The following is a 24,587-nucleotide window of genomic DNA, read 5'->3' as shown; positions in this document are numbered from 1 at the left end:
AGCAGCCACAACTGCCGGGTCGACTTGTGTGTGGATCCACACGCCTTCTCCTAACCCGAGCTAGTGATTCGGCGCTGCTGGTAGTATGAACTCGTCGTGACTGGCGTGCAGATGGAAACCATCGGGGAGCGACATTTTTGATAGGCCGCTCGCCTGGGCCGCAGATCCTGGCAACACCACACAAGGGAACCGCACATGTCAAACCAGTCAGCATTCTTTAACGAGCCACTTGAGGTCGTCGATCCCGAGATCGCCGAGGTGCTCAAGAACGAGCTTGGGCGTCAGCGATCCACACTCGAAATGATCGCGAGCGAGAACTTTGTTCCTCGCGCAGTGCTCGAGTCACAGGGCTCGGTGCTCACTAACAAGTACGCCGAGGGCTACCCGGGCCGCCGCTACTACGGTGGCTGCGAGTTCGTCGACATCGCTGAAGAGCTCGCGCGCGAGCGCGCGAAGAGCCTGTTCGGTGCGGCGTACGCGAACGTGCAGCCCCACTCGGGCGCATCGGCGAACGCCGCGGTGCTCAGCGCGATTGCTGAGCCGGGCGACACGATTCTCGGTCTCGAGCTCGCGCACGGTGGCCACCTCACGCACGGCATGAAGCTCAATTTTTCGGGCAAGCTCTACAACGTGGTCTCGTATGGGGTGGATCCGGAGACGTTCCTCGTGGACATGGACGTGGTGCGCGAGAAGGCGCTTGAGCACAAGCCGAAGGTCATTATTGCGGGCTGGTCGGCGTACCCGCGCACGCTTGACTTTGCTGCGTTCCGTGCGATCGCTGATGAGGTTGGCGCGACGCTGTGGGTTGACATGGCGCACTTCGCCGGTCTCGTCGCTGCGGGTCTGCACCCGAACCCGGTGCCGCACGCACACGTCACCTCGTCGACCGTGCACAAGACCATCGGTGGCCCGCGCTCGGGCTTCATCCTTACGAACGACCTCGAGTTGCACAAGAAGCTCAACTCGAACGTGTTCCCGGGTCAGCAGGGTGGTCCCCTCATGCACGTGATCGCAGCAAAGGCGACCGCGTTCAAGCTCGCCGCGACAGACGAGTTCAAGGAGCGTCAGGAGCGCACCCTCTCGGGCGCTAAGCTCGTCGCTGCAGCGCTCACCTCGGAGGCGTCAAAGGCGGCTGGCGTCGACGTGCTCACCGGTGGCACCGACGTGCACCTCGTGCTCGCAGACTTGCGCAACTCGAAGCTCGACGGTCAGCAGGCCGAAGACGCACTGCACGCGGTCGGCATTACCGTGAACCGTAATGCGGTTCCGTTCGATCCACGCCCGCCGATGGTCACGAGCGGCCTGCGCATTGGTACGCCCGCGCTCGCTACCCGCGGGTTTGGCGACACCGAGTTTGCCGAGGTTGCAAACATCATCGCGCAGACGCTCACCGAGTCGGGCGACGTGGAATCGCTGAAGGCGCGCGTGAAGACGCTCGCTGACGCGTTCCCGCTGTATCCCGGCCTCGAGGAGTGGTAGGCCGGTGACTGAACAGTCGACATCCGGCGCGCAAAAGCTCAATGGCACCGCGGCTGCCGCAGCCATCAAGACCGAGCTCGCCGAGCGCGTTGCGGCCCTCGCTGCACGCGGCGTCGTGCCTGGGCTCGCTACCGTGCTCGTGGGCGAAGACCCGGGTTCACAGTGGTACGTTGCGGGCAAGCACCGTGACTGCGCTGAGGTTGGTATCGCGTCGATCAAGCGCGAGCTGCCTGAGTCGGTGACGCAGGAAGAGCTTGAGGCCGTCATTGACGAGCTCAACGGCAATCCCGAGTGCACCGGGTACATCGTGCAGCTTCCGCTGCCGAAGCACATCGATACGAACCGAATTCTTGAGCTCATCGACCCTGACAAAGATGCCGACGGGCTGCACCCGACGAACCTCGGTCGACTCGTGTTGAACGCGAACACCGAGATCACGAGCCCACTGCCGTGCACCCCGCGCGGTGTGATTGAGCTCGTGGAACGCAACGGCCTCTCGTGGGCTGGCAAGCACGTGGTCGTCGTTGGCCGCGGTGTGACCGTTGGCCGCCCGATCGGGCCGCTGCTCACGCGCCGCGAGTACAACGCGACCGTGACGCTCACCCACACTGGCACGGCTGACCTCGCGGCCGAACTGCGTCGCGCTGACGTCATCGTTGCCGCCGCTGGTGTCGAGGGCATCGTGAAGGCTGAGAACGTCAAGCCCGGCGCGATCGTGCTCGATGTGGGTGTGTCGCGCAAGGTCGATCCCGAAACCGGCAAGAGCCGCGTTGTCGGCGACGTCGACCCGGCTGTCGCCGAGGTAGCTTCGTGGATCTCGCCGAACCCCGGCGGCGTCGGCCCCATGACGCGTGCGCTGCTGCTCAAGAACGTCGTCGAGATGGCTGAGCGCGCGGCTTATCAGATATGATCCCGAAGTAAGCGATTACTCTCGTGGGGGCGAGGGGTCGATCGACTAAGGGGGAGCTGTGAGCATTGCTGAGGGGTGGCAACACCCGCGCGGAACGCATGGTGCGGCACCAGTGTCGACTGCCGAGCAATTGGCAACGGACCGTGGTCTCGGATACGTGAATTTGTTCGAGACTGACATCGATCTGCAGATGGTTGAGTTGGTGACCACAGATCTTTGTCGACGCCATCGTGTGATCCCTGTGACGATTTCAGAGCACCGGGTGCGATTGGCGATGGTGGATCCGAGCGACATCATCGCAATCGACGATGTTGCGAGTGCGACTGGGCGCACCGTTACTCCGCTCGTCGCGTCAGCGGAAGCTATGGAGTATGCGCTCACTCGCTTTGCGAGGCTCGACCAGCAGATCGCTGAGTTGTCAAGTGAATTGAGTGCACAGGCTGCTGCACTTGACCTCGACCGTGCGGCAGATGAGAACAGTGGCGCGCTTGAAGACGCCCCGATCGTTCAGTTTGTAAACCTCATCATTTCGCAGGCAATTCAGGATCGGGCCTCGGACATTCATATCGAACCGGCTGATGGTGTGCTGCGAGTGCGCTATCGCATCGATGGAGTGTTGCGGGAAGTGCAGAATGCGTCGGCATCGATTGCAAGCGGAGTGGTCTCGCGTATGAAGATCATGAGCAATATTGATATTTCAGAGCGCCGTTTGCCGCAGGATGGCCGCATGACTGTGAAGCATCGTGGCCGTGAGGTTGATCTTCGCGTTGCAACACTTCCGACCCTCTGGGGTGAGAAGGTGGTGATGCGCATTCTTGACACACCAGCCGAACAATTGCGCCTCACCGACCTCGAGATGTCGGAACGCAATTACGACGTGTTTCAGGCCTCATTCAAGAAACCCCACGGTATGGTGCTTGTGACCGGTCCCACTGGGTCAGGTAAGTCAACGACGCTGTACATGACATTGCATGAAATTGTGCGTCCCGAGATCAATGTGATCACAGTTGAAGACCCGGTGGAATACCGCATGGATGGTGTGAACCAGATGCAGGTGAATCCTCGCGCTGGTCTCACCTTCGATAGTGCTCTCCGGTCAATATTGCGTAGCGATCCCGACGTGGTGTTAGTCGGAGAGATCCGCGATTCCGAAACCGCGCAGACAAGCATCGAGGCCGCACTCACGGGGCACCTTGTGCTTTCGACTCTGCACACGAACGATGCGCCGAGCGCCGCCAGCCGGCTTGTCGAAATGGGTATCGAACCGTTCCTGGTTGCCTCTGCCCTCGATTCTGTGATGGCGCAGCGTCTCGCGCGACGGCTGTGCAAAGACTGCGTGATAGTGCGACAGCCGAGTCCTGAAGTACTCGAGAGTATAGGGTTCGTGGTGCCAGGGGGCATGGCTCAGGTCGGTGAACCGCAGGGGTGTTCGCGGTGTTCGGGAACGGGATACCGTGGGCGCGTCGCGATCCACGAGGTAATGCGAGTGACCCAACAGATTGCGCAACTCATCGTCGCTGGAGCCTCGAATCAGGATCTACGAAGCGTCGCCATCGAGCAGGGTATGGTGCCGCTGCGTGAGGACGGCTGGCGTAAGGTACTCGCGGGTGCGACTTCGATTGAAGAAGTCTTGCGCGTCACTGTGTGACCCGACTGTATTCCAACCCGAAAGGTCATGTGGTGCCTGGATTTGTGCTCGACGCTACTTTGGCGCAACTGGAGGCCCTTGGGGCTTCAGATTTGCATTTGAGTGTGGGTTCACCGCCGATTGTTCGTATTGATGGTGATCTGACACCAATACCGGGCGCGCATGCTCTGCTTACGGTTGACGCCCTGAACGATGTGATTCAAGGCATGCTGACGGGCGAGCAGAAGCGTAGATTCAGCGAAGACCTTGAGCTTGACTTCGCTCACTCACTCGCCGGGGTGGGTCGGTTTCGAGTAAACGTGTACATGCAGCGACAAATGATCGGTGCAGCGTTTCGTCGTATCGACAATGAAGTGCGCGATCTTGAGTCGCTCGGTGTGCCCGCCCATATTCGTGACCTCGCCTTCCTTCCGCGGGGTCTTGTGCTCGTTACGGGACCCACGGGCTCTGGAAAATCCACGACCCTCGCCTCGGTTCTCGACATCATAAATTCTGAGCGTCGCTGCCACATCGTGACAGTCGAGGACCCGATTGAGTTTATGCATCAACCGAAGCGAAGCCTCATTCATCAACGTGAAGTTGGTGTTGACACGCGCAGCTTTGCGGTGGCCTTAAAACATGTACTCCGGCAGGATCCTGATGTGATTCTTATCGGCGAGCTTCGCGATCCCGAGAGCATCTCGGCGGCACTGACGGCTGCGGAGACGGGCCATCTTGTGTTCGCCACTCTGCACACCGTTGATGCGGCGCAGTCGATCGACCGAATTGTTGACGCGTTTCCACCACACCAGCAGAATCAGGTGCGCGTGCAGCTCTCAGGTAGCTTGAAGGCCGTCGTTTCTCAGACGCTACTTCGTAGGAAGCAGGGCGGTCGAGTGGTTGCGACCGAAGTGCTCCGCATGACGTCTGCTATTGCGAATCTCATTCGAGAGGGTGAGACGCACCAGATTTACTCGGTTCTGCAGTCGGGGTCTGAGAATCATATGCATACGCTTGATCAGTCGCTACTCGAACTCGTGCGCACGGGTGAGGTTGAGGCCTCTGAGGCGCGTGAATACGCTGGACACGCACGTTCCTTCGATGACTCGGTGCAATCCGCGGCGGCGAATGGTGTGAATCGGCAGGTTGCCGTGACGAATAATATGTGGGAGTACTGACCGTGGCTAAGACGCAGACAGATCCGCTCTTCTCGTACCGAGCGTTGAATACTTCTGGCCGGGTAAGGCGCGGAACGGTAAGTGCGCCGAATGAGTCGGCAGCGGTTCAGGCGATTGAGGCAAAGGGTTTAGTTCCACTTGCGGTGCGCAATAATGCGAGCCTTGGTTTGTTTAATCGAGAGTTAGATTTCGGTGTTGCTAAACCTCCGACGACTCAAGATCTTGCCATTGCCTCGAGGCAGCTGGGTGAACTCATCGACGCTGGGGTTCCCCTCTTGCGTGCGCTCGAAGTGGCGGCGGATCAGACCGAGAACCGTGTACTGGCCGAAAGTTTCGATGCGGTGAGCCGCGAGGTAGGGCAGGGGCTATCACTGTCGGCCGCACTTGAAACTCGCCCGAAGGTGTTTCCGGAGCTCATGGTGAATCTCATTCGTGTCGGTGAGGTCGGCGGATTCCTGGCTCAGGCCTTGCGCTCGGTAACGACGAACTTTGAGACCGAGTTGCGACTGCAGCAAAAAGTTAAGGCAGCGATGACGTATCCAATCGTTGTGCTCATTGTTGCCATCATCGCGGTGGTAGCGATGATGCTGTTCGTTGTCCCGATCTTCGAAGAGCTCTTTGCGGGTTTCGGTACAGAGCTCCCGTTTATCACCCAGGTTCTCGTGTCGATTTCGCGTGCTGCGGTGTTCTGGGTGCCAGCACTCGCAGTACTCGTGTTCGCTGGATGGTATTGGTATTCCCGCCACAAACGCGAAGATGCGGTGCGACGCAAGATTGAGACGTTCAAGGTGAACATGCCGGTCTTTGGTCCGCTATTTCGCAAAGTCGCAATTGCCCGAGTGAGCCGCAACCTTGCGGTAATGATCAAGGCGGGGGTGCCTCTGCTCGAGGCCCTCGGTTTTGTTCGCCGGGTTTCCAGCAACTGGGTGGTTGAAGAAGCGCTTCGTGACGCAGAGAATTCGGTGCGGTATGGGCGGAGCCTCGCAGGCCCGCTCGCAGAGCACGAAGTGTTTCCCCTATGGTCACTCAGATGATCTCGGTAGGTGAGGAATCTGGGTCGCTCGACGTGATGCTGACCTCTCTTGGTGACTACTACGATTCTGAGGTTGAATCGACCTCGGAACAGCTCACGAGCATGATCGAACCTCTGCTCATTGTGGGAATAGGAATCATTATCGGTGGCATGATGGTGGCGCTCTATCTCCCGATCCTCACGATGAGCACCGCAGTACAAGGGATTTGACATAAAGTTCACATAAACCCCCAGGTTGCTTGTAGGTTCAATGCACGTTTGAGAATTCATCTAGAGACCGAGCTTTATAGTGTGGCAGTATTCATAGTGCAGCCCTCGTTGTTGAACGCTCGAGGGTTTTTTACTGCAATATTCTGTGCTCTGGGGGGAGCACTGTTCTAGGGGGATTATTTTGCGTACACGTATTCAAGCTGTTCTGAACAACCGCGAAGAGGGTCAGAAGGGCTTCTCGCTCGTTGAGCTCGCTGTGGTCATTGTGATCATTGGCATTCTCGTCGCGATCGCCGTTCCTGTTTTTGCAAACATGCAGTCGAACGCGACCGCAGCGACAAACGAAGCGAATGCTGCGAACGGTAGCTCGATGATTGCGGCCGCCGTCGCGAACTCATCGGGTGGATCGCTTGCTGTCGCCGATGCGGAAGCGGCTTTGGAGAAGCTCGAGGTCAAGGACAGCGCCGAGGCCGTGGAACTCACGGCGCCTGCGACAGAAGCGGTCACACTCGAAAATTACTGCGTCACTGCAGGTGATGCAACAAGCGGCCCGGGCTGCGCCTAAAGAGCAACGCTGAGTCGCTGGACTCACTCTTCACGGTGGGTGTCACTCTAAGGCACCCACCGTGCCCGTCTTGCGGTGTTGCCGCAGACATGCCTTTTCGTTGAGTACCAAAGGGATACCAATGCGTCGGGTCGCTGGTGTACTGCGCGGCGAGACCGGGTTAACTATGACCGAGCTCGCTGTTGCGATTGTATTGCTAAGCCTGGTTATTGCTGGGCTCGCACCTCTCATGGTGAATTCGGTGCTGCTCGCACAAAAGAACGCGAACGTCGGTGAGGCGAATCGGGTTGCCGCAGCGCAGCTCGACGAAACACGTTCGGTCGTGCGAGGTGCGGCGTGTGAGTCAGTGGCAGATCTGAATGCTTCAGATCTCGCCATTTCAACTGGTGGAGGCGCCGAAGGCGCGATCCACAAACTGCGAGTGACGCGCGACGTGACCTGTACTGATCGTCTGGCAACCGTGACGATCTCGGTGTTTGACAGGAACGCAACCAGCGCGGCACCTGACCCGCTCGTCAGCGCGACGACACAGGTGGTGACTGCATCGTGAAACTTCGCATCATGCGCGGGCTGCGCCGCGACGACGGTATCAGCCTGGTTGAGCTCTCGGTGACCATGGTGGTGCTCGGCATCATTGCATTGATTGTTTCGACATTTATGGTCTCGATATTTCGCAGTGAACAGGCAGTACAGGGTATCTCGGCGTCGTCGAATGACAGCCAGGTTGTCACGCTCGCGATCGCAGATGACATGCGAAACGCGCGCAGCTTCATCACTACACCTACTTCGGTCACTGCGTCCGTGAGTACCTCACAGGCTCAGATGGGCTGGGAGTGCGTGCGCTGGGAAATTGATCCTGCATCGGGCAAGCTCGTTCGCGAGCGGTGGCCCGATGGAGCGCAGAGTGGGGCCCGAATGGCCGCAGCTCCGGCATCAGGTGTACTGGCTCAGGGCGTCGGCGCGTTCGGCACCGAAGATTTCTTTACGGGTGGATCGTCATCAACTGCGAGTGGATCCACGACGGGCACGCTCGAGTATCGTTTTACTATCGCGACATCGGATGAGCACTCGATTGATGTTGCTGGCCAGGTGACTAACCGGCTCTCGTCTGCGGGAACATCGTGTTGGGAAGGTGCGTGATGATTCGCTTCATGCACGGACTGAGGCGCCGGGGATTCCGCGTGCTGGGTCGGAGCGAAGATGGCGCTGCGCTTCCACTTGTGCTCGTCATCTTTCTTGTTGGGTTTGCGCTTGTATCGTCATTTCTCGTCGCGATCCTGAGCTCGGCGCAGGTGAGTCAAACGACGCGCTCGAACATTCAAGCACATGCGGCAGCTGAGGCTGGAATCGCGGCGGCGCAGGTGAAGCTTCCAACACTGGCAGCGGATGGTGTGGATATCTGTTCGTCGTTTCCCACCGCGCAGCTCGAGAGCACGAACGAACCGAGGTTCTCGGTGACAGGCTCGTGCGACCTCACATCGACACCGGCAACCTTGACGATAACATCTGCTGGTGAAGCGCAAAATGGTGACACCGCTACCGTCGAAGCAGTATTTGCGATTGACCCGCCAGCTGACGGTAACGACGAAGTAGAGCAACCCGTGGGCTCCGCGGGCAATGCGATCGTGAGCGTCGGGGGCGGTGATGGTGGCTTCGCAAATGGCCCACAATTGAAGCTCGCGACGATTGACGGCAAACCGACCCGTGTGGTGACCCGCGAACCAACTTTCACCTGCAACGGGCTGGTCATACCCGGCACAGTGTTCGCCGCGAACGATGTGTTCACGACGCCCTGTGTCGTGAATGGAGATCTGCACATCGGGGGACAGCTGAAGACGAACAACTCTGATACGAACCAGATAACTGGCAATGTGTATCTTGCGGGGAGCGAGAAGGTCTCAGGGAACCATCCGGCTGTTTCGCATGTGTTGAGTGGCGCCATGGGTGATGCGAGCGCAATTGGTCGCAACAACGTCTATGCAAATGGCAATGTGAAACTTCATGACGGTGCGTCTACTGTGTACGGCGATTTGAATGTGGCAGGCACCGACCGCTCGTACGTTAACGGCACGGTGAAGCGCAATTTCATGACGAACGGTACAGCCGAAATCCCTGGCACGGTTGAGGGTAACTTCACTGCACTTGGGTCGGGTGATTCGAAGATCACCGGCACCGTGAAGGGCAACGTACACACGAGTGGCGCCCTTGCGGTGACGGGTACCGTGCATGGCGACATCGAATCGCGCAGCACAGGTGTGTTGCGCATTACAGGCACGGTGAGCGGCGATATTCGTACCGACGGAACCGTGCTCCTCGACCATGGAAGTCGGGTTGAGGGAAACATTGTCGCGCTTGGTGCGGGCGAGAACACTTTTAGAACCGCGCCGAACGGCAACGTTCAGGTCACCGGTGCGATGAAGGTAGATGGCTGGGGGCTCACGTTCCGTGGCTATGTGCAGGCGGGCAAGACGGTGGCCTTTAACAACACCAAAGTGCGGGGTACTCGCCCGGGCACCGATTGCCACGTAACTCGTGGGTCGGGTCAGGGGTCTCCGTGGTCGCAAAATGGAGCCTCCAACGGACACACTGTGTGCGATGAGTCACGCTTCCCGGTGTTCCCGAGCATTCCGACCGTGAACCCGGTCGCAAGTGTGAACCCACCTGAAATCGAACCCTGGCGTGATTATGAGTTTGCACAGAGTGATTGGCTCGGATTTGCCTCGCAGATCGTGACCGGGTCGGAGTGTAATGATTGGAAACGGTACCCGGGGGACGGGTGGGGTTCGCTCAGCGCTCTCGATACCAACACAGTTATTGATCTGCGCGCGTGCGGCGATCTGCAGTACAGCGCCTGGAGCGGTGAAAACTCTCGACCGAAACTCGGTGTCGATGTCGCGCTGATCGTTGAACGTGCGAATCTCAACGGAATGGACTGGTCAGCTAAGTCAGGTACGACGCCGAGTCTTTGGGTGGTGAATCCGGGGGTGCAAAACCAAGCGACTGCGGGTTGTAATAGGCCAGCAGTGAATCTCGAGAATGTGCACCTCGACGACTCCTTGCGCACGATGGTGTACACCCCGGCAGGTTCGAGGCTGAGTGGATCCTCATTCGTTGGAAACGTCTATTCTGGTTCGGTGTGTATTGGCGGCACTACCTCCCTGTGGTTTTCTCCAATGGGGCTCCCGTCGTGGGGGCCAATCGGTGACGGCGGCAATAGCGGTGACGGTGGCTCCAACGGCAATGGTGACGGCGGTTCCGAATCAGATAATTCTGAGAGCAGCGTTCCGCAGATCATCGGAGGCATTTCGGCCGCACCACTTTCCATTCGCAATATTGAGTCGGAGTCCGTCGCATGATCGGTTCGGCCGAATTCGGGTGGCTCCTCGCGCTCGCTGGAGTGCTTGGCCTCGCGATCGGGTCGTTTCTGAATGTAGTTATTTGGCGTGTGCCGCGCGGGGAGTCACTGCTGGCTGGGAGTCACTGCCAAAGTTGCGACGCACCAGTGCGACCGTGGCACAACATTCCCGTCGTGTCATATATCGCGCTCAGGGGTCGTTGCGCACACTGCGGCGTCGCCATTGGCATTCGTTATCCACTGATCGAACTCGGTACCGCGGCTGCGTTCGTGCTCATTACCTGGTGGTACTGTGTAGAATTTGCGTGGCCCAACGCGGCCGGCAATCAATTCATCTCCGGGTTGTTTGCGCTTGTAGCGTTTCTGTGGTTTGGCGCCGCATCGATTGCTCTTACCACTATTGATGCCAAACATCAGCGACTGCCCAATGCAGTTGTCTTGCCGAGTGCTGCGGTCGTCTTGTTGCTACTCAGCGTGTCATCTTTGCTCGTCGGAGATTGGTCGAGGCTCGGGGTTACGCTCGGTGCGAGTGCGGCCTTGTTCGCATTGTATTTCGGCATTGCACTTGTGTACCCGAGAGGTATTGGCGGTGGTGATGTCAAGCTGGCACCGCTCGTTGGCGGAGTGCTCGGGTATCTCGGCTGGAGTGCCGTGGGTGTTGGCGCATTTTCGGGCTTTTTGTTTGCTGCGCTCGTCGGAGTTGTGTTGATGTTCGGGCGTCGCGCGCGGTGGCGCAGTGCTATCGCCTACGGCCCATGGATGCTCATTGGTGCATGGGTTGGTTTGGTCTGGGGCGACGCGCTTATGAACATTTATATTGACTTTGCGTGGTCGGCGTGATTTCGCGGAGATCTCTGGGTCTGGCTGCCGCTACACTGAGGCGTTGGATGTGCCAAGGGGAAGGTGCGTAATGGCGAAAGACGTGGTGGGGCTCGTCATTTCGAGTCGGGCGGTGTTCGCCGCAGAGGTAGAGCACCGTCGCAAGAAACTGCCAAGGCTTAAACGGGTCGGAATGGTCGAGCTGCCTGAGAACGTTGTGAGTGACGGCGAGGTTCGTGACGCGAACGCTGTGACACGCGTACTCGTGCAACTGTGGGAGCAAGCCGGCTTCTCCTCGAAGCGAGTGATTTGTGGCATCGGCAACCAGCGCACTCTCGTGCGCAATCACACCGTGCCTCAAATGAGTGAAGCACAGTTGAGTCGAGCGCTTCGATATCAGGTTGAAGACATGTTGCCGGTGCCTGTCACCGACACGATCCTCGACTTCTATCCAATCGCACCGGTCGAGGGCAGCGTTCCGCCGCAGATGGACGGGCTGCTCATCGCCGCACTCAAATCGAGCGTCGAAAGCGAAGCCGCGGCGGTGTCGAATGCCGGGTTGAAGGTTGTGGGCTTCGATCTCAATTCGTTTGCAGTGTTGCGCAGTGTAGATGTGGGCGATACCTTGCTTGGCACGCGGCTCATAGTGTCGCTGGGTTGGCGGGTGTCCCATATCCTCGTGGTGCGCGATAGGGTGCCCCAATTTGTGCGGATCGTGCCTCTTGGCGTTGGGCACATTTTCGACGCATTGCGCAAGATGGATAACGAAGCGGTTGCGCGGGCCGAGACGCTCGCAGAATATATCGCAATAATGCGGCGCATGGACACGAACCAGGATCCTGATCTGACGGCCGCGATCGTTCCAGTGATCGAGCAAATTCGCAGCACAGTGGAGTACTACTCCGCAACCTACACTGGCGAGGAAATATCGAGCGTGCTTCTACTCGGATACGGTGCGATTGGTACCAGCGTCGAGAATCTGATTGCCGAGGAGTTCGATATTCCTGTTGAGATAGGGGATCCGATACGGGGCGTCGATCTGACTGGTGCTGAGCCAGGAGAACTTATTGAAGAGTTTTCGCAGCTTCTCTCGGTACCTGTTGGTCTCGCGTTGAGGGGGCGGTGATTCACATGTCTAAGAAATCACGACAGCTACCGGTCTTCGGGGGAACTCCGAAAGCCAATCTTCTGCCTATGCAGCAGCGAGCAGAAATTATTCATGATCGAACGCTGCCAAAACTGCTCATCGCGGTGCTTTCTGTGGGCATAGTCGCGGTGGCACTCGTTATGGCGGGAATGTGGTTCACCGGTCACGCCGACACGAAGCTGAGTCAGGCTCAGCAAGCGACTGAAGAACTGAATCTCGCATTCGCGGAGCACTCAGAACTGCACCATACGAGGCAAGACATCGAGATGATCTCGAAGTTTCTCGAAGAGTCTGATGCTGGTCAAGCCTTATACGTTGAGGTGTTCGAGCGTGTTCGTGGTGTGCTCCCTGAGGCGTCGACGGTTCAGGATTTCCAGGCAGCCCCTGCGTTGAGTGACGCTGCAGTTTCCCTGTGCGGTACAGGGGCTTTTGCAGTCACGGTAACTGCCCAGCTGTCGAGTATTGCAGAGGCGAGTGCCTTTGTGGGCTCGCTCTCCGGACTCGAGGCAAGTGTTTGCGCTGAGCTCACGTCACTCTCGTCAGGTGCGGCTGAAGCACCAGTCATTGCCACCGTGCAGGTGATGTTTGACGACACACTAGCTGGGCCGCGCTCGGATGAGGAGACCCCGTGAGTCTGAAGACGAGATTATGGGTGCTTGGCACTGTGGTCGTATGCGCGGGCATGCTGTTCATCGGTATTTTCGGTGGACTCATGCCGCAGGTTGTGACTGCGCAGTCGACGACGGCGATTGCTGGCGACATAGAAGATCAGAATGAGTTGCTTCGCGAGCAGATAGCCGAGCTTGAATCCGCTGAGGGCGGGAGCTCGATACTCAATGAACAGTATGCGGATCTGGTGGGTGCAATCCCGGTAAGCGCTGACACTGCGGCATTTCTTGGAGAGTTGCGGCAGTTGCAGACGGTGTCAGGAGCGACGGTCTCTGATTTCACACTCTCAGATCCCCAGAGCGGCGACGTTGAGACCGCGACGGAGAGTGCTGGAGCGCAATCATCGGTCTCGGCGAACATTGTAAAGATTCCAGTGAACTTAGTTGCGGTCGGAACACAGCAACAGGTTGCTGACTTCGTGCATTCTCTCCAGACCGGTCCCCGATTCGTGCTCGTGCACTCAGTGGAGATCTCTGGCACGCCAGAGGAATCGATTGCGGTGGTCGAGGGAGATGTGTTCTCGATAGCGACGAGGGAATAAGCGGTCACCTATAGCTGGTAGCGTGATTCCGTGATCGCACTTATTTTCGCGCGCCTTGCGCAGACCGAGTACCAGGGGTTTATCGGCTGGGTGCTCGACCTGATGGAGACCCTCGGCGAAGTCGGGGTGGGGCTCGCGGTCTTGATCGAGACCTTCGTGCCGCCGATCCCATCAGAGGCGGTCCTGCCGGGCGCCGGGTTCCTGGCGTACGACGGCCGCATGAACTTCTGGCTGGCGTGGCTGTTCGCGACGCTCGGCGCGCTGGTCGGTGCGTGGATCTGGTACTGGATCGGCTACGCCTTCGGCCGAAACCGCACGCGGTGGGTCGTGGGCAAGATTCCACTGATGGATCACGAAGACTTCGACAAGGCCGAGGCCTTCTTTGCGAAGTGGGGCGCGGCAGCCGTTTTGTTTGGCCGCTGCGTGCCGCTCGTGCGCTCGTTCATTTCGATTCCTGCGGGTATTGAGCGCATGAACTTCGTGAAGTTCACTCTGTATACGCTCATTGGCTCGGGTGCATGGAATGGTCTGTGGATCGGCCTCGGCTTCGCCTTCGGCCCCGCAATCAAGCCGATCCTTGAGCAGTGGAGCGGCGTGATTAGCGACGCGGTGCTCGTGGTGATCGGACTGTTAGTGGTGTGGTTTATCGTCGCCCGCGTGATCCGCAACCAGAAGCGCAAGCGCGAGCTCGCCAACGAGGGCTAGCATCACTCACGCGGTTTTCTGCAGTCAAACAGGACCATTTTTGCCAGTTCCTCCTGTTTGAATTAGGAATTCCTGCCTGAATGCTGGTGCTGGTGTCAGGCGAGCAGTAGCTCGACGTTGACGAGCGAGCAGTATGCTTCAAGCCAAGTGAAGCCGTGACTTCCTGGGGCGAATGTCCCCAGGCCCTCGTCAGTTACGGTGAGGTCGCTTTCTTTGACGCGATCCCCGAAGAATATGTATGCCTCAGCGGTGTTGTCGCGGGCACTCATCCACGCGATGCCTTCGAAGCCTGCCGTGTGAGCTGCCTGTGCCCAGAGGACGGTCTTATCGTAGACGTCGCCATTGGTGGCGATGATGTCTTGCGTCTCAACGCCCAGGCGCCGAAGGCCAGGGCCCATGAGCATTGCGAGACTGAGCTCACGTTTGAGACGAAGGGCCGTTATCGTGCGAGTTGCATAGCCCGCTATTGGCAGGATCCCGCCGGTGAGTGGAGTGTCGTGAAGGAGGGACTCGCAGATAGCTGCCTCCGTTGTTGCCGCGGCGTAGAGCGACGATACGACACCAGCACCAGCATAGAAATGTGCGAAACGTGTTGGTGAACCCATGCCTGGGTTGAAAGCGTTGCCCTCACGGCGTGGATCGTGCACGCGATGTAGGAGGGTTCCAGCCTCTAATACGTGTGACAGTGCGTCGAAGGGTGCAGGTGGCGACGGAACGTTGGTGGGTGGTCTTGGGCTGCGGAGAGTGGGGATCGGGTTCACCACTCGGTGCCCCAGGAGCGGGCAGAGACAGAGAGGATGCGCTCAGCATCATCCAGATGGTCGACGGGACGAGCGCCGTCGAAGTACGTCGATGGTGAAACCATCCAGAGGAGCGCATCGCTCATTGAGCGGTTGTGCTCAGTGGCGAGCTTCAGTAGGGGTGCGACCCAGGTGTGAACTGTGCCGGTGGTGGTGTTCAGTTGGAAGCCGGGGTAGACGTAGGCGTTCTTCCGTTCAATACCCGCGAGTGCCCCGCGTTTACGGAGCGCAGCCGCGTATGCGCGGTTATCTTTCGAAGCACCGAGTATTGCTGCGACCTCTGCAGACGAGAGTAGACCGAACTCTCTATCGATTTGGCGCCACACATTCTCGGTTGCTTGTGCTGCACGAGCGATCTCGGGCGATACGGTGGTGTCGAGTGACGCAAGCGCGTTCTCGAGCGATCCAACTGAGCGGTTGAAAGTCAGGGTGGCGCGCAGTGAAGTCAGAAAACCTGTGGCTGAGCCGGATGCGGTTCGGAGAGCGCGTTCGATCGAGGTTGCGTCTGTGCGCTCAAGGATCTCGAGAGCGCGTCGAACTTCTTCCTCGTGTGGTGCGGCGATGGTCATCGTAACCTCCTTCCTTTCAAATCTTACGCTCCATAGTGCTTGTAAGCAACGGGATCTCGAGGGTGTTGGGTGCAAAAACTGCAGCGGGTCGGTCAATTTGCGCAGAGACTGCGGTTCGGCGGGGCAAGACAATTACGTTTACGAGTGAGGGGGTTGAGTGAATTCGTGAAGTGATTGAGTGAGGCCTCCTCTGGTGTTTGTGCGCGTGAATACTGCAGCGTTCGCGTCTGACGCCGAACAGGTCGGGGCGGTCGCATCAAGGATTCTCACTGCAACAACCACAGCTGGGTCTGCGCTTCTCTCGTGCGCAGGCATGGCCGGCATCGATCCGATGGCCGAGGAATTCGCGCTCGGCACGAAGACCGGGGGCGGCTACGACCTGTCGGCGGCTTCGATGCTGGAGTCGGGAGTCACGCTCGCGAAAGCCGTCGCGACCTTTGAGGGGCGAGTCCTGGGTCTTGCCGCGGCGTACCGGGCGATGGAGCTCGTGGGCTTAGGTGGTGGATCGAACCCGTACGCGACCCTGACCCCAACCCAGATCACGGCGTCTCCGCCGTCGGTTGGTTCGTCTTTGGGTGATGAGCAGCGTGGTACCCCGCAGGGCGAGATCATGGAGTGGGTTGAAAACTTCCTGAAAGACACCGCGGGGATTGTGATCCCAACCGCAGACACCGGGAAAATCACCCAAGCCGCAGACGCGTGGGATGCGTACGCTGGGGAACTCACCACCGCAAAAGCAGAGCTTGAAGCGGCGCTCCCGCTCACGCTTGCTTCGGAGTTCCCGCAGCGCGGCGATGTCACGGCGGTGCATACGAAACTGTCGAGCCTTATCGATGATCTCGCCGCTGATGCTCGGGAAATGAGCGAGGGGTGCGCAGCGTTCGCGAAGAGTGTCGGGGAGATCCGGGCAGAGCTGCTCGAGATGCTCGGGCAGTTAGCGGCCGAGATCGCGCTCGATATCGGACTCGGGGCGGTCCTGTCCTTGGTGTCGTTTGGGGCTGGCGCGGTCGCGGCCGCGGGGAAGGCTGCGCTCACGGTCGCAAGGTGGGTACCGAAACTCATTGCCGTGATTAACAGGCTGAAGACGCTGATTCAGTCGGCGAAGCGCACGATGGCGGCGATGCGCCGGGCGTCGATCGAAGCGATCGAATCGGCAGTGTCAGGGGCGGTCGCGAACGCTACCGCGTCAGCCGCGTTTGGGAACTTCTCCTGGGACGATGTGGGTGGTGCTGCAGTGTCGTCCGCGATTGGTGGTGCGATCGCGGGACCCTTCTCCCATATTGGCAGTAGCATCACTTCCCGTGGTGCCCGGGTTACGACCCGTGCGACCGTTGACGGGGTTACTGGTGGGGTGGGTGGTGTTGCGGGTGAGTTCGCCGCATCGCAGGTGACTGGGCAAGACTTCAACCTCCTCATGTCCACGCTCGTCGGTGCTGCGGGCGGCGCTGCGGGTGGTGGTCTGACGTCGATCAAGAACCCCTCGGTTGGCCCGAGCGCTTCCCTCACAAACGCATTCACTGCTCCATCGCCTGGCGGTGCCGCTCCGGCTACGACAAGCGTGGGTGGCACCTCGTTAAACGGCAGCCCAACTACAAACGCAGGTGCTCCAAGCGGTGGTGCTCACAGCGGTGGCGCGTCAGCCCCTGGAGCTCCCGCGATCGGACCTGATGACGTTGGATCGGGTGCACCTACAGCAGGTGGATCTGGCAGTGCTTCTGGTTCTGGTGGCGCAAGCGGCCCCAGCGGTGCGGGCAGCCCGGGCGTGCCGCAGAGCAATGTTGAAGTGCCCACGTCGCTCGGGAGTGACGGGCCGGATGGCGGCGATAGTCGCGTGCGCACCAATGATGGTGTGAATGATCCCGACACTGCGGGTGATGGATCCGACGTCCCGGGCGGCGATGCTCCTGAGAGCCCGAACGAGTCTCATAGTCACCCTGGACCTGGCCAGCCCGCAGATGAGGCGGGGGTCGAAGCCGGAGCTCGTCCACCCACTGAATCTGCACTAGATCATTCCTCGGCATCGGATACTAATGACGGAGAGAAGCCTCCGCGTAGAAGCGCTTCGGAGGAGTACCCACCCCCGGAGGCAAACCATCGTATCGAGGTGGAGAACCCGGGAAGCCGGACCCAGTTTCCGCATGATGGGCTGGAACCAAACACGGCCTATGTGGTGGAGGGCCGCGGCACGTATTACACCGATGCGAGTGGCACCGTCACCCATGTGGAGACGGACTATGGTCCGAATAGTGCGCCGAATCCTGACCTGAACCATCCGGCACCGAATACGACGTATGTGGTGAATGATCGTCACGTGTTCGTCACTGATGCTCTAAGTCGCACAGTTGAGGTGCATGTGCCTCGATTGGAGTTGATCCCGGATACTCCGCGGTCGTCTAGTATTCAGCGTTCCGTCGGCCAATCTGCTGGCCCTGGGCATGATGGTGGCCATCTGATTCAGAACGCGGCGGGTGGTGGCCGTGAGCGGATCAATATCGTTGCGATGCTCGAGGAACTCAACCGATCCGTCTCACCGGAGAATAAACTGACGGAAAATTACTACGATTTTGAACGTTTGCTGCGTGGAGCCCTGAACGACAAGAGTGATGTCAGACTTGATCTGTACGTGCGGTACGACGAGGACACCACGCCTACTCGAATTGATGCCGAATACAGTATCGACGGAGAATGGTTTGATGAGCGTTTCGATAATGTCAGAAGGTTCTGAAATGTCCGTTCCTCCGATGGTCCGTCAGAGTGAGATCATTCAGGAGTTGTCCACGTTGCTCCCGGAGCGGGTGCCAGGAGAATGGGTTGAGTTGGTCTTCACTGAGCGCTCATTGTCAATGTATGGACAGGGTGAAATGCGTGCTAAGCGTCCTGATGGGTCGTGGGAAAGTGTTCGCGCACCTCGGAGTAAGAACGATCTTCTTGAAGAGTTGCGCTCCCTGATGTACCAGCCTGGCTGCGGAACCTGGTTCTCAACTACGTGGAGAGTAACTAAGACCCCTTCGGGAGAGTCGGCTGTGGACATAACTTTCAATTATGATGATGAGCCAGATTGGAGCCGACCAATTCGTGCATTCAATTATGTGCTTGACCTTGAGGACTTTCCTCGCGACGAGGAGCATATCCCTGCCTGGTTGCGTAAGAAGGTAGCTGAGGGCAAGGGCGAAGCTCAGTAGTTTGACCCGGTTGTGGGCTTAGCGGATTAGGGCTGTGATTCACTGCTCCTGCTCAGAGAATTCGATCCACCAATAACGATCCGGGCCGCACACCGACATCAATCGAAGCTCAGTATGAAGTTGACGGCGTACTGGACAGAGAGGAATTTGTGAATGTCCGTAGAAAGTGAGTTTCCGGTTCCTCCGATGATTCGTCAAGGTGAACTCATCGAACAAATTACGGCGCTTGTGCCGCAGGAGGTTAAAGGGGATTGGTCCCGTCTCGATTCCGCACATCGATTGCTCTCGATGTATGGGCAGAGCCGAATCGATGTTGCTTTTTCTGACGGTACTTCTGGGTATGCGCTAGAACCTCGTGAAGCTTCAAAGTTGGTGCGAGAGTTGCGAGAGGTAATGTATCGGCCGGGGACGGGCACGTGGTTTTCTGCGCTGTGGACGTTGACGAAAGATGCTTCGGGCGTGGTGTCTGCGGATGTGTCGTTCAACTATGACGAGGAGCCAGATTGGAGCCGTCCGATCGATCCTGGTTTGTATGGCATCGATCTGGAGGACTTCCCCCGTGACGAGGACCATATCCCGGTGTGGTTGCGAGAGATGCTCGCGGAAGCAGAGAAGAACGCGTCGGAGACAGAGTAGTTCGATCCAGTTGTGGACTCTGCGTTTCCGGAGTGGAGCTCAGTTTCCTGATTCGGAGTGTTCGGCCCACTGACAACGGTAAATTCGACCCGTGCGTTGGTTACGGCTTGAACCGAACCCCAACAACGATGGATGCCGAGTATGCGATCGATGGTGTGCCTGACTATATGAGGTTTGATAATGAGCGCGGATGAAATCGAAGTCCCCCCGATGATTAGGCAAGGGCAGTTGATTGATGAGATCGCGCCTCGGCTACCAGATCGTGTGGAAGGCGCCTGGTCTCGCCTATATTTCAGGCATAGGAACCTGTCAAAACTATCTGGCGGACGGATCGAAGTTGTTCGTCCTGATACGACAGAAGGGTACGCTCTTCCGCCTCGAGACATTTTGCCGCTCATCGACGAGCTGCGAAAAGTGATGTACCGGCCTGGAGTCGGTACATGGTTTTCCGCGGTGTGGACATTGACGAAGGATGCTTCAGGCGAGGTGTCTGCAGACGTGTCGTTCAACTATGACGATGAGCCGGAATGGTCAGATCCGATTCACCCCGGGTTGTATGGCATTGATCTTGAAGATTTTCCTCGAGACGAGGAGCATATCCCGGTGTGGTTGCAGGAGCGGCTTGCGGAAGCAAGGAAGAACGCTTCAGAAGCTCAGTAGTTCGGGACTAGGGGTTGACGCCAGCATCCGCGCGATCTAACATACAACCAAATGGTTGTAGATATGAATCTTTCAGACGAGGCAGTGGATCGGATCTTCCGAGCACTCGCAGACACCACGCGCCGCGACATTGTGCGCCGCACGCTGGTGGGCGAGCTTTCGGTGTCTGAGATCGCAGCGGAGTACGACATGTCGTTCGCGGCGGTGCAGAAGCACGTGGCGGTGCTTGAGGCCGCAGATCTCGTGGCGAAGATTCCGAGTGGGAGGGAGCGCATCGTGCGCGGTAACCCAGAGACCATTCGTCGCGCGCAGCGGCTGCTCGGTCAGTTTGAGCAGTTGTGGCGCGGCCGCATCGACCGGTTGGACGCGCTGCTTTCGACGGAGCCCTGAGCTGAAGAGAGCAGCGGTGATCCACACACGCAAGAACCCAACGGAGGGAACACATCATGCCAATCACAGCCGTCAACAAAGACCTTGACGCACTGACCCTGCAGGTCGTCGCCGACTTCACGGCGCCCGTGCGCAGGCTCTGGGACGCCTATCTCGATCCGAGTCAGATCGAGCGATTTTGGGGCCCGCCCACCTACCCGGCGACGTTCACGCGCCACGACGGGTCGCCCGGTGGACTCAGCAACTACGTCATGAATGGTGACGACGGCGGCGTGAGCCGCGGGTACTGGAAGTGGGTCGCCGTCGAAGAGGGCCGGTCGTTCGAGGTGCGCGACGGGTTTTCGAACGACGATGGATCACCAAACACCGACATGCCCGACATGCGCATGGTGTTCGACTTTCAAGAAACCGCGCTCGGCTCGCGCCTCGTGACCACGACCTATTTCAACTCGCTCGAAGAGCTCGAGCAACTCGTCGAGATGGGCATGGAAGAGGGCATGCGCGACGCGATGGGCCAGATCGACACGGTGCTCGAAGACCTCGCCGCGTTCGCCGCCGGCAACGGCACAGAGTTGCAGCTCATTGGCGACACGCAGGCTCGCGCGAGCCGCGTCATTCGCGGCAGTGTGGATCAGGTGTGGCGAGCCCACCACGACCCCGAATTGTTGCGCCGCTGGCAGCTCGGCCCCGACGGGTGGAGCATGCCGATCTGCGAGGTCTCGCCAGACGTTGGCGGGTTGAACCGCTTCGGGTGGCAGAACGAGAGCGGTGACGAGCAGTTTGGGTTCGTGGGGGAGACCCTCGAGTCTGAGGCACCGGTGCGGTCGGTGACGACGGAGCGGATGTGGACGCCGGAGGATCCGGAGGCAGCGAACAGCCCGAGCACCATCAATGAGATGACGCTCACGCCTGTCGAGGGTGGAACACTACTCGTGCTCGTCATCACGTACCCCGACGCCGAGACGCGCGAGATGATTCTCGCAACCGGCATGGTCGATGGCATGGAGGCGAGCTATGCGCGGCTCGAGTCCGAGGTGCTCGCGGCGTAGGCCGGTGCGGTGCTGGGCGAGCGAGCGGATCGGCGCCGGGCCGCCAGCCCGCCGCCAAGCCCCGCACTCTTCACAGCAACGTTTTGAGCAAGTCGGAGTACAGTGAGAAACTGTGCTGAGTCAGCTAGAAACCTACTCGACGATCGCCCTCTACTCGGGCATGATCGTGTACGCGATTGCGTTCGTCTTCTATGTCGTTGATCTTGCGAACCGCAGCGGTGATTTGGTGGGCGCGGCGTCGGCCGGTTCGGTCAAGAGCGCATCCGCACAGGGTGGATCAGCGCAGAGCGCGTCAGCCCAGGCCGCTGGCGGCAACACCACGGTATTGACGAGGCAGAAGGCTTCGGCATCGACTCGTCAACCCCAGCAGCCGCGCTCGCGCTGGATGCGGTCGGGCTTCGCCCTCACAGTGCTCGGCTTCGTGCTGCACGCGGGCGCGACAGTGCTCAGAGGCATCGGCGCTGAGCGCGTGCCGTGGGCCAACATGTACGAGTTCGCCCTCACTGCGACGCTCGCGGTGGTCGCGCTCTTCCTCATCGTGCAGTTCTTCGTCGACATCAGGTTCCTCGGTGCGCTCGTCGTGGGAATGGCGGTCGTCTTCCTTGGCGTCGCGAAGGTTAACTACTACGTCGAGATCGTGCCGCTCGTGCCGGCGCTCGACTCGTACTGGCTTGTGATCCACATTCTTGTCGCGGTGCTTGGAGTCGGCGTCTTCACGCTCTCATTCGGCCTGTCGATTCTGCAGCTGCTGCAGGCGAGGCGCGCGAATCAGAAGAAGGCAGGGGCGCCGCAGTCGATGGCGTTCATGTCGAGCATGCCGAACGCGGTGCGCCTTGAAGATCTGGCGTACAGGCTCGCGATCATTGGCTTTGCATTCTGGACATTCACGCTCATCGCCGGTTCGATCTGGGCCGAGGCTGCCTGGAGCCGCTACTGGGGTTGGGACGTGAAAGAAGTCTGGACCTTCGTGATCTGGGTGCTCTACGCCGGCTTTATCCACGCTCGCGCGACGCGCGGGTGGCGCGGCAGCCGTTCCGCTTGGCTGAACATCGTGGCGTACGCCGCGGTCATCTTCAACTTCACCGTGGTGAACGTGTTCTTCAAGGGTCTCCACGCCTACTCGGGGCTGTAAAGCGTCGAAACCCCAGCTAGCTTCGCCCCGGCAGTAGAGGCTCTTTCAACTGAGCGCAAGCAGCCACTACTGCCGGGTCGACTAAGGCGAAGCGTGAAGCCCGGGCGTTAAAAGCAGGTTAAAGCAGGAGGTAGAGTCATAAATATGCTCACTCCTCAGACTGCTCTCAGCGATTTCGTAGTCGAGATCGAGCGCACGTTCACGCAGGGCGACGCTGCCCGCACCGTCGAGCTGATTGAGCGGCACCCGCTCGAGTCCTGGTTTGGGCTGCGCCCCGAGCGGTTTCACGAGATTCTCGAGAGCCTCACCCGTGATGGTGCGAACGAGAGCCCGTTCTTGCGTGTGCTCGCGGCCACGCTGCTCACGACCAATCCTGCGACCGTAGCGGATCAGCTGGGCGGCGAGCACTCTTCGGCCGCGGAAGAGCCGGCCGACGCTCAAGTCACGCCGGTCGATGTGCTGGTGGTTATCGGGCAGCTGTTCAAGTACCGCCTTGAGGGGCGGCCGGTGGCGGCGCTCGAAGCGGGCAAGGCGATCGACACCCACGCGAGCGTGATGACTCCGATCTTTGACCGCACGCGCGGATGGAGCCTGTTCGCTGCGGTTCAGCTGGGGCTCACGGCGATGCTGGCGGGTGACTTCAACCAGGCGCTGATGCGGTTCAAGCAGGCACGCATGAGTGCGAGAAGCTCGGCGCTCGCGTTCCTCGCCCGCGATGCGTGCGCCAAGGCCGCAGTTATCGAGGCGGTCTACGGTGATACCGAGCGAGCCCGCACGCTGCTTGAGGAAGCAGACGGCATTGCGCGCACCGAGAGCTGGGCCGAACCGACGATCGATGCAGCGTACGCGATCGCCGCGGCAATGGTGCGCCTGAGCGAGCCGAAAGAAGCGGTTCGCATGCTCGAAGCGATCCCGCTCGGAGACATCGGCGAAATCTGGCCCTTCTACGTCGCCGCCCTGCACCGTGCCTATGCGGTGGCGGGCAACCCGCAAGACAGTGCCCGCAGGGTGGCAAAGTTCGAGCATCTCCCGCTTCCTGCCCGCGAGGGTGAGGGGTTCACGGGCAGCGTGATGCTGCTGTGTAGCGCGGCGACCAAGATTTCGGTTGGCGACGGGGTGGCGGCGCGCGATGCAATCGCGAAGGCGGATCAGAACCTGCTGCTCACCAAGCTCGTGACCGCGATTCTCGAGCTGCAGGTTGGCCGCCCGAAAGAGGCGCTGCGAATCACAGCTGAACTTAGCGAACACACCCGCGATTTGAGGCAGTTGCAGGTGTGGCGGCTCTCGGTCATTGCGGGTAGTTACTTCTTACTCGGGTCGATCGACGAGTGCAGAGACGTCTTCGAGTTCGCCCTCGATTTGCCCGGCGGCCTGCGGCCCGACGAGGCCGCAATATTCCCCGTGCAGCTCAGAGAGCTGGCCGAGGAGATGTTTGAGCAGTGGCCTCGCGGCGCCGAGGTAGATGTCACAAGCGTTGAGCTCTACGTTCTGCAGCAGCAGGTACTGTCAGAGCGTGAACTCGAGGTGCTTAGGTCGCTCGCGGCGGGGTACACCCGAGAAGAGATCGCCAAGTCGCATTTCATTTCGATGAACACCTTGAAAGCACACCTGCGTGCGATCTACCGCAAGCTTGGCGCGGGCTCGAGGGCGGCAGCAGTGCTCGAGGCCGAGCGTCGCGGGCTTATCTGACGCTCACACCTCATGACCACTCTCACCCTGCTTTTCACCCTTTTCGACTCACCTAACCAATAGTTCATCCATAGACTAGACAATGGTGGGGGCCAAACTAGGGGGAACTAGGGGGTCTCGAGGTGCCTGGCGTAATGCCGGGCACCTCTGCAGAGCGAAAGCTCGGCACGATTTCAATGTCGTGTCGAGCTTTTGCCGTGCGCCGCTGCATCGGCGTAGTCAAGGGGGCTGCGCCGTAGTAG

The 24,587-nt window shown here is 59.3% G+C and carries 25 protein-coding genes and 1 riboswitch; of the genes, 23 read left to right on the top strand and 2 right to left on the bottom strand.

Going from position 1 to position 24,587, the window contains the following annotated elements:
• Window positions 1-86: 86 nt before the first annotated feature.
• A riboswitch (ZMP/ZTP riboswitch) is annotated at window positions 87-166 on the top strand.
• Between the two features lie 29 nt (window positions 167-195).
• The 15 genes from glyA (at window position 196) to H9L06_RS05600 (ending at window position 14,238) form a co-directional block, all read left to right on the top strand.
• A complete protein-coding gene (gene glyA / locus H9L06_RS05670) occupies window positions 196-1,479 on the top strand; it encodes a serine hydroxymethyltransferase (protein ID WP_187556221.1) in 1,284 nt (427 codons plus the stop codon).
• Window positions 1,480-1,483: 4 nt separating this feature from the next.
• The gene (locus tag H9L06_RS05665) at window positions 1,484-2,389 is read left to right on the top strand and encodes a bifunctional methylenetetrahydrofolate dehydrogenase/methenyltetrahydrofolate cyclohydrolase (protein WP_187556220.1); all 906 of its coding nucleotides are present in this window, start codon (window positions 1,484-1,486) and stop codon (window positions 2,387-2,389) included.
• A gap of 58 nt (window positions 2,390-2,447) precedes the next feature.
• Window positions 2,448-4,037 carry a GspE/PulE family protein gene (locus H9L06_RS05660; RefSeq protein WP_246454518.1) on the top strand — a complete coding sequence of 530 codons (1,590 nt, stop codon included), beginning with the start codon at window positions 2,448-2,450 and terminating at the stop codon, window positions 4,035-4,037.
• Between the two features lie 104 nt (window positions 4,038-4,141).
• The gene (locus H9L06_RS05655; protein WP_281381725.1) at window positions 4,142-5,194 is read left to right on the top strand and encodes a type IV pilus twitching motility protein PilT; all 1,053 of its coding nucleotides are present in this window, start codon (window positions 4,142-4,144) and stop codon (window positions 5,192-5,194) included.
• Window positions 5,195-5,196: 2 nt separating this feature from the next.
• Window positions 5,197-6,228: a type II secretion system F family protein gene (locus H9L06_RS05650; RefSeq protein WP_187556219.1), complete on the top strand. Its 1,032-nt coding sequence runs from the start codon at window positions 5,197-5,199 to the stop codon at window positions 6,226-6,228.
• Window positions 6,213-6,437 carry a type II secretion system F family protein gene (locus H9L06_RS05645; RefSeq protein ID WP_187556218.1) on the top strand — a complete coding sequence of 75 codons (225 nt, stop codon included), beginning with the start codon at window positions 6,213-6,215 and terminating at the stop codon, window positions 6,435-6,437. Before H9L06_RS05650 ends, H9L06_RS05645 begins: the two co-directional genes overlap by 16 nt.
• 181 nt (window positions 6,438-6,618) lie before the next feature.
• Window positions 6,619-7,002: a prepilin-type N-terminal cleavage/methylation domain-containing protein gene (locus tag H9L06_RS05640; protein ID WP_223165225.1), complete on the top strand. Its 384-nt coding sequence runs from the start codon at window positions 6,619-6,621 to the stop codon at window positions 7,000-7,002.
• Between the two features lie 121 nt (window positions 7,003-7,123).
• Complete coding sequence (locus H9L06_RS05635) at window positions 7,124-7,552, top strand: type IV pilus modification PilV family protein (protein WP_187556217.1); 429 nt, start codon at window positions 7,124-7,126, stop codon at window positions 7,550-7,552.
• Window positions 7,549-8,142 (top strand): PilW family protein, encoded by a 594-nt coding sequence (locus H9L06_RS05630; RefSeq protein WP_187556216.1) that lies wholly within the window; start codon window positions 7,549-7,551, stop codon window positions 8,140-8,142. Before H9L06_RS05635 ends, H9L06_RS05630 begins: the two co-directional genes overlap by 4 nt.
• Window positions 8,142-10,358, top strand: coding sequence for a polymer-forming cytoskeletal protein (locus tag H9L06_RS05625; protein ID WP_187556215.1), 2,217 nt, complete (start codon window positions 8,142-8,144; stop codon window positions 10,356-10,358). Before H9L06_RS05630 ends, H9L06_RS05625 begins: the two co-directional genes overlap by 1 nt.
• Window positions 10,355-11,197, top strand: a complete 843-nt coding sequence (locus tag H9L06_RS05620; protein ID WP_187556214.1) for a prepilin peptidase — start codon at window positions 10,355-10,357, stop codon at window positions 11,195-11,197. The genes H9L06_RS05625 and H9L06_RS05620 overlap by 4 nt, the downstream gene beginning before the upstream one ends.
• 70 nt (window positions 11,198-11,267) lie before the next feature.
• Complete coding sequence (gene pilM / locus H9L06_RS05615; RefSeq protein ID WP_187556213.1) at window positions 11,268-12,302, top strand: type IV pilus assembly protein PilM; 1,035 nt, start codon at window positions 11,268-11,270, stop codon at window positions 12,300-12,302.
• Between the two features lie 5 nt (window positions 12,303-12,307).
• The gene (locus H9L06_RS05610) at window positions 12,308-12,955 is read left to right on the top strand and encodes a hypothetical protein (RefSeq protein ID WP_187556212.1); all 648 of its coding nucleotides are present in this window, start codon (window positions 12,308-12,310) and stop codon (window positions 12,953-12,955) included.
• Window positions 12,952-13,533 (top strand): type 4a pilus biogenesis protein PilO, encoded by a 582-nt coding sequence (gene pilO, locus H9L06_RS05605; protein ID WP_187556211.1) that lies wholly within the window; start codon window positions 12,952-12,954, stop codon window positions 13,531-13,533. The genes H9L06_RS05610 and pilO overlap by 4 nt, the downstream gene beginning before the upstream one ends.
• A gap of 30 nt (window positions 13,534-13,563) precedes the next feature.
• Window positions 13,564-14,238, top strand: coding sequence for a DedA family protein (locus H9L06_RS05600; protein ID WP_246454517.1), 675 nt, complete (start codon window positions 13,564-13,566; stop codon window positions 14,236-14,238).
• 95 nt (window positions 14,239-14,333) lie between these two features.
• Here the strand turns inward: H9L06_RS05600 and H9L06_RS05595 are convergent, their stop codons facing one another.
• On the bottom strand, window positions 14,334-14,885 hold the full coding sequence (locus tag H9L06_RS05595) for an RES family NAD+ phosphorylase (RefSeq protein ID WP_187556210.1): 552 nt from the start codon (window positions 14,883-14,885) through the stop codon (window positions 14,334-14,336).
• A gap of 110 nt (window positions 14,886-14,995) precedes the next feature.
• The gene (locus H9L06_RS05590; protein WP_187556209.1) at window positions 14,996-15,607 is read right to left on the bottom strand and encodes a hypothetical protein; all 612 of its coding nucleotides are present in this window, start codon (window positions 15,605-15,607) and stop codon (window positions 14,996-14,998) included.
• A gap of 205 nt (window positions 15,608-15,812) precedes the next feature.
• Between H9L06_RS05590 and H9L06_RS05585 the strand changes: the two genes are divergently transcribed.
• From H9L06_RS05585 to H9L06_RS11905, 8 genes are all read left to right on the top strand, one after another.
• Complete coding sequence (locus H9L06_RS05585) at window positions 15,813-18,332, top strand: DNA/RNA non-specific endonuclease (protein WP_187556208.1); 2,520 nt, start codon at window positions 15,813-15,815, stop codon at window positions 18,330-18,332.
• Window positions 18,333-18,630: 298 nt separating this feature from the next.
• On the top strand, window positions 18,631-18,789 hold the full coding sequence (locus tag H9L06_RS11605) for a hypothetical protein (RefSeq protein WP_223165224.1): 159 nt from the start codon (window positions 18,631-18,633) through the stop codon (window positions 18,787-18,789).
• A gap of 153 nt (window positions 18,790-18,942) precedes the next feature.
• On the top strand, window positions 18,943-19,425 hold the full coding sequence (locus H9L06_RS05575) for an agglutinin cell wall attachment protein (protein WP_187556206.1): 483 nt from the start codon (window positions 18,943-18,945) through the stop codon (window positions 19,423-19,425).
• Between the two features lie 180 nt (window positions 19,426-19,605).
• Complete coding sequence (locus tag H9L06_RS05570; RefSeq protein ID WP_223165223.1) at window positions 19,606-20,085, top strand: hypothetical protein; 480 nt, start codon at window positions 19,606-19,608, stop codon at window positions 20,083-20,085.
• A gap of 63 nt (window positions 20,086-20,148) precedes the next feature.
• Window positions 20,149-20,475: an ArsR/SmtB family transcription factor gene (locus H9L06_RS05565; RefSeq protein ID WP_246454516.1), complete on the top strand. Its 327-nt coding sequence runs from the start codon at window positions 20,149-20,151 to the stop codon at window positions 20,473-20,475.
• Window positions 20,476-20,531: 56 nt separating this feature from the next.
• Window positions 20,532-21,524, top strand: coding sequence for an SRPBCC family protein (locus H9L06_RS05560; protein ID WP_187556204.1), 993 nt, complete (start codon window positions 20,532-20,534; stop codon window positions 21,522-21,524).
• Window positions 21,525-21,636: 112 nt separating this feature from the next.
• Complete coding sequence (gene ccsB / locus H9L06_RS05555; RefSeq protein ID WP_382336259.1) at window positions 21,637-22,656, top strand: c-type cytochrome biogenesis protein CcsB; 1,020 nt, start codon at window positions 21,637-21,639, stop codon at window positions 22,654-22,656.
• Window positions 22,657-22,800: 144 nt separating this feature from the next.
• Window positions 22,801-24,345, top strand: a complete 1,545-nt coding sequence (locus tag H9L06_RS11905; protein ID WP_187556203.1) for a helix-turn-helix transcriptional regulator — start codon at window positions 22,801-22,803, stop codon at window positions 24,343-24,345.
• Window positions 24,346-24,587: the final 242 nt, after the last annotated feature.

This window comes from Leucobacter denitrificans (genome assembly GCF_014396385.1).
GTDB classification, from domain to species: Bacteria; Actinomycetota; Actinomycetes; order Actinomycetales; family Microbacteriaceae; genus Leucobacter; species Leucobacter denitrificans.
This window is presented reverse-complemented; position numbering and strand designations above follow the sequence as displayed.

Coding starts and splice junctions, on each gene's coding strand:
- H9L06_RS05560 (WP_187556204.1), top strand. CDS start 20,532: ATGCCAATCACAGCCGTCAACAAAGACCTTGACGCACTGACCCTGCAG.
- H9L06_RS11905 (WP_187556203.1), top strand. CDS start 22,801: ATGCTCACTCCTCAGACTGCTCTCAGCGATTTCGTAGTCGAGATCGAG.
- H9L06_RS05635 (WP_187556217.1), top strand. CDS start 7,124: ATGCGTCGGGTCGCTGGTGTACTGCGCGGCGAGACCGGGTTAACTATG.
- glyA (WP_187556221.1), top strand. CDS start 196: ATGTCAAACCAGTCAGCATTCTTTAACGAGCCACTTGAGGTCGTCGAT.
- H9L06_RS05625 (WP_187556215.1), top strand. CDS start 8,142: ATGATTCGCTTCATGCACGGACTGAGGCGCCGGGGATTCCGCGTGCTG.
- H9L06_RS05570 (WP_223165223.1), top strand. CDS start 19,606: ATGAGCGCGGATGAAATCGAAGTCCCCCCGATGATTAGGCAAGGGCAG.
- H9L06_RS05645 (WP_187556218.1), top strand. CDS start 6,213: ATGGTCACTCAGATGATCTCGGTAGGTGAGGAATCTGGGTCGCTCGAC.
- H9L06_RS05575 (WP_187556206.1), top strand. CDS start 18,943: ATGTCCGTAGAAAGTGAGTTTCCGGTTCCTCCGATGATTCGTCAAGGT.
- pilM (WP_187556213.1), top strand. CDS start 11,268: ATGGCGAAAGACGTGGTGGGGCTCGTCATTTCGAGTCGGGCGGTGTTC.
- H9L06_RS05565 (WP_246454516.1), top strand. CDS start 20,149: ATGAATCTTTCAGACGAGGCAGTGGATCGGATCTTCCGAGCACTCGCA.
- H9L06_RS05620 (WP_187556214.1), top strand. CDS start 10,355: ATGATCGGTTCGGCCGAATTCGGGTGGCTCCTCGCGCTCGCTGGAGTG.
- H9L06_RS05610 (WP_187556212.1), top strand. CDS start 12,308: ATGTCTAAGAAATCACGACAGCTACCGGTCTTCGGGGGAACTCCGAAA.
- H9L06_RS05590 (WP_187556209.1), bottom strand. CDS start 15,607: ATGACCATCGCCGCACCACACGAGGAAGAAGTTCGACGCGCTCTCGAG.